Here is a 4,380-nt window from a genome sequence, read left to right on the forward strand (position 1 = left end):
GATATATAATGTATTATACTTATATGGAAATAATCTTTAAGAAGGTAAAGGGGATATAACAGTGGTTTTAAGGGATAAACTGCTTTTATGTTTTCTATTAATGATTATGCTTTTTTCTTTTTCTAAATGCTCGTCTCCGCCGCCTGAGTTTTCAGAGGACGACTGGTATGAGAAAACTCACGCGCCGGACAGCGCTCTTTTATACGCGAATAATGTCGCCGACGACGGCACGTTTTTTAACCCTTGGCTGGAAAGAGAAAAAAGAAAAGGCGGATATTTTAAAAGCAAAGGGCAATTTGAAGAGCCGTCCAACGCCCAATACGGCGCGGTACCCAATGATTTTTCTTATCTTTCAGATAACGCTTTTGACAGCATTACCAATGCCGGCCACGCTTCGATAATTATCAAGATGAACGGGCAGACAATTTTTACAGACCCGTTTTTTTCAAACGCGGCGATGATAGTGCCAAAAAAAGTTAAAATTAAATTTGATTTTTCCAAAGTCGCGGAAAGGCCTGTGGTGTTAATAAGCCACAATCATTATGATCATCTGGATAAGTATTCTGTAAAACAGCTTGCGAAAAAAAATGCGGTCTTTATCGTTCCGTTAGGCCTTAAAAAACTAGTTTCAAGTTACGGCGCGAAAGAAGTGCACGAGCTTGGCTGGTGGCAGGATATTACTATTGACGGTATTGAATATACGTTTGTGCCTGCCCAGCATTGGTCTCGGCGGTTAGGGCAAAAGGGCGGCAGTACTTTGTGGGGCGGGTATATAATTAAAGGCGTGAAAACAATTTATTTTTCAGGCGACACGGGTTATTTTATCGGGTTTAAAGAATTCGGGAACCGCTGGGATATTGATTATGCCATTATGGGGGCTGGCGCTTATGAGCCGCGCTGGTTCATGCATTACGCGCACATGAATGTAAAAGAGTTTTTAATGGCGGCACAGGAAACAAAAGCGAAGATTTCAATTCCCATGCACTTTGGCGTTATAAGTCTGAGCAACGAGCCTCTGCTTTATCCGTTATTTGAAATTGACAACGCGATTAAACAAAATCCCGAACTTACGGACAGTATACTGCCATTGAGAGTGGGGGAGTATGTAACAATTAGCAATTAGCAATTAGCAATTAGCAATTAGCAATTAGCAATTAGCAATGAACAATGTAGTTGTTTGTGATCTTAGCTTGTTGACAAATTGCTTTGCTTACTGCTTTAACTCATTATTCATGAATAATTAATACTTGCATTCTTTATTAAAAATTTATATAATTTCCATATCATGTTGGAAAATTTATCCCATCGTGAACGGGAAATTTTTGACTTGTTGCTTGAAGGCGTTTCGCCAAAAGAAATAGCCCATAAACTTAATATAAGTAATGCTACTGTAGATTTTCACCGCACCAAAATTTATAACAAGTTGGGTGTTCATAGCATACAGGAACTTTTTGCCAAATATTCAACCAATATTAATATTCCTCCCGAATCTGAGGCCGCGTTACCTGTTTCTAAGACCAAAAATCAATTTGCTAATTCCGTGCAGGAAAACGGTATAATACCGGCTTTTAAACTAGGTTTTTACGGCTCGACTGACGAGGAAACAGGAGGCTCCTCTACTGCGGAAGTATATGCAGCTAAGGAAGATATTGACGGAGAAACCATCGATAGCGTTTTAAATATCAAAATAAAAATGGCAAAAAGAGAAGGCGAAAATGAATATGCGCAGGCGTTTACCTACAAATACGATATTATTAAACGATTAAGGCAGGCAAACGGAATACGGTTTAAGGCGAGGGGAGACGGAAAATCGTGGTATTTGGAATTAAAAACAATAGAATCAACTGCGGAAACCTATTGGACTAATTATCTGTATGAATTTGGAACCGTCAAGGATCAGGTAATCGTTGTTGATATACCATATTCAAGTTTGTATCTGACCGAATGGGCGGAAGAAAGATATTATTTCGATTTTAACAAAGAGACAATAAACGGTCTGGATATTTGCACAAAACCTTTCAAACCGGGAAATATTAACTTTTTTTTACAGATATTCGATTTTGAAATTTATTAATACGAAAAAACGGCAAATTTACACTTAAAATCCATTCAAACTATGTAAATCCCTAGTTTCCTTTTTGGGGTAATTTATTTATATTTTAATTTGGGAGAATTTTATGAAAAGCACAGACAAATTGAAAAATATCAGAAGAATAATTGAGATTATCGCCCTTGTAGCGGTAATCGGATTTTCAATGGTCACTTGCGAAGATGGTAATGGCAAAAACAATGACCTGCCGCCACCGCCTAACGGAGTACCAACAGCATCCGACTTTACCATAGTCGGAGCGACAACCGCCTATTTTGACGGTACGCAAAAAGCGGTAACCGTTACGCCCAAAACTGGTAAAACCACAGGAGATGTAACCGTTTACTATGAAGGAATAGGCGGAACGCAATACAGTAAAATGGAATACGCACCTGTAGACATAGGAAGATATACCGTAACATTTGAAGTAACAGCATCGCAAGGTTGGGACAAGAAAACAGATCTGTACGCAGGGGTACTCGAAATTTCCAACGGCACGCCTGCCGTTCCATCAGGATTAGGAGCATCAATAACATCGTCAACATCAATAAATGTAAGTTGGAGTGCTGTAACAAGAGCCACAAGCTACAATGTTTTTTACATAGCCGAAGGCGGAGATGCCCTGCTAAAAGCAGGAACCGCAACAGGAACCACTTCATTTACCCATACTGGATTAACCGCCAATACCGTTTACTGGTATTATGTTACCGCCGTGAACAGTTACGGAGAAAGCGTCTATTCGGCATATAAAGCGGTTAAACTAGGCGTGCCTGACACTCCGGCAACCGTAGAAGCCGTTGCAATATCTTCAAGCAAAGTATCATTAAGGTGGTCTTCGGTTACAGGCGCTAGCAGTTACACAATTTATTACACAGCGAATAACGAAACAAATACAAAGGTAAAACTCGGAACAGTTACCGGAACTTCACAAACTACGAATAATGGTCAGGCAAATACCAACTATTACTTTTTTATAACAGCTGTGAATGCTATAGGAGAAAGCGACTTTTCAACAGTAGCGTCTGCGAAAACTTTTGCTTCCGACAAACCGGATGCTCCAATCAATCTGCGTCTTACTGGGGCTAGTGGAAACGCTATAGAAATACGATGGGATCCGCTTACTAACGACGGTGACTATAATTATAATGTATGGGTTTCATTGGAGTCTTCTCCAACCACAAAATATGGTCTTATACATGGACAAGAGAATAAAAGTACAGGTCTTTTTGCTATTTATGACCAATATTTATATTCCGATAGTTCCAAACGTACTATATGTTCAATTTATGGGTTAACTTCCAATACAACATATTATTTCTATGTTAATGCTGAGGTAAAAAGTTCGAATGTTATGGGTTATTTTTCTCAAGCTCTGGTTATTAAGACTGGTGCCCCAGTACCGCCTCCGCCATTACCCAGTACGCCGTCATCAGTACCGTCATCACCGCCTGCCGCCGCAAGCGCGGGACAAATGTTGTGTCCAAATTGTCATGGTTCAGGAGACTGTCAAGCTGATTATATGGGAAGTCGTTGCAGGGGTGGAACTGTTACGTGCTGGATTTGTTATGGAAGCGGTACTGTAACAAAGGGTTCTAAAAAAGAAACTTGTTCCGCTTGCAACGGAAGAAAAGAAGTAACTTGCAAAAGTTGTAGCGGATCAGGCAAATGCACAGTTTGTAATGGGAAAGGAAAAGTTTAGCAAAGAGAACGGCGACAACCAATCTTTACGGTGATTGTCGCCGCTTTACTGTGGGATTAAAATATATTACATTTAATTTTTGGTTAAGGAGTTTCGTATGAAAATGTTTTCTGTAAAAAAAATACAAGTGCCACCTATTATTACAATTTGCGTTGTAGCGATATTTATTATTTTGTTGCAGTCTTGTGTGACCACCGAAGAAAAAAAAGCGTTAGAAAGAAGAGACTTTTTGGTAAATAACGGAGGCTTGGCAATGTTTACCAAGCCACCGTTAGAAGGTGAAACAGTTTTGAAAACTTATGAAGATTGCTATATTCGTACTAAAACCGTGACAATGAGTGGTACAACGAATATTAGTAAATACAATCTATGGGTTAATTATCGTTTGGATTATCCTTCTGATCTTCATGAGAATTCATTTTCAGCAAATCCAGCCGCTTTTATTATACTTGCAAAAGCCGCAAAAGATTTTCCAGATATTGATATAAATGAAATGGATGTTCGTTCAGTAAGAAATGGCTCAAATTCGTATCGTATAAATATATCGAATTTGCTTAATGACACGAAAAAAGTAGTCGGTTATATCTTTTAT

The 4,380-nt window shown here is 39.0% G+C and carries 4 protein-coding genes; all 4 read left to right on the forward strand.

Going from position 1 to position 4,380, the window contains the following annotated elements:
* Nucleotides 1–61 precede the first annotated feature (61 nt).
* On the forward strand, nt 62–1,123 hold the full coding sequence (locus ACYVRH_RS11000) for an MBL fold metallo-hydrolase (protein WP_461256960.1): 1,062 nt from the start codon (nt 62–64) through the stop codon (nt 1,121–1,123).
* A 162-nt stretch (nt 1,124–1,285) separates the two neighbouring features.
* A complete protein-coding gene (locus ACYVRH_RS11005; protein ID WP_461256961.1) occupies nt 1,286–2,074 on the forward strand; it encodes a CIA30 family protein in 789 nt (262 codons plus the stop codon).
* A 103-nt stretch (nt 2,075–2,177) separates the two neighbouring features.
* On the forward strand, nt 2,178–3,788 hold the full coding sequence (locus ACYVRH_RS11010) for a fibronectin type III domain-containing protein (RefSeq protein ID WP_461256962.1): 1,611 nt from the start codon (nt 2,178–2,180) through the stop codon (nt 3,786–3,788).
* A 97-nt stretch (nt 3,789–3,885) separates the two neighbouring features.
* The coding region (locus tag ACYVRH_RS11015; protein WP_461256963.1) for a hypothetical protein at nt 3,886–4,380 on the forward strand (495 nt) is incomplete at its 3' end.

This window comes from Treponema sp. R80B11-R83G3, assembly GCF_054786115.1.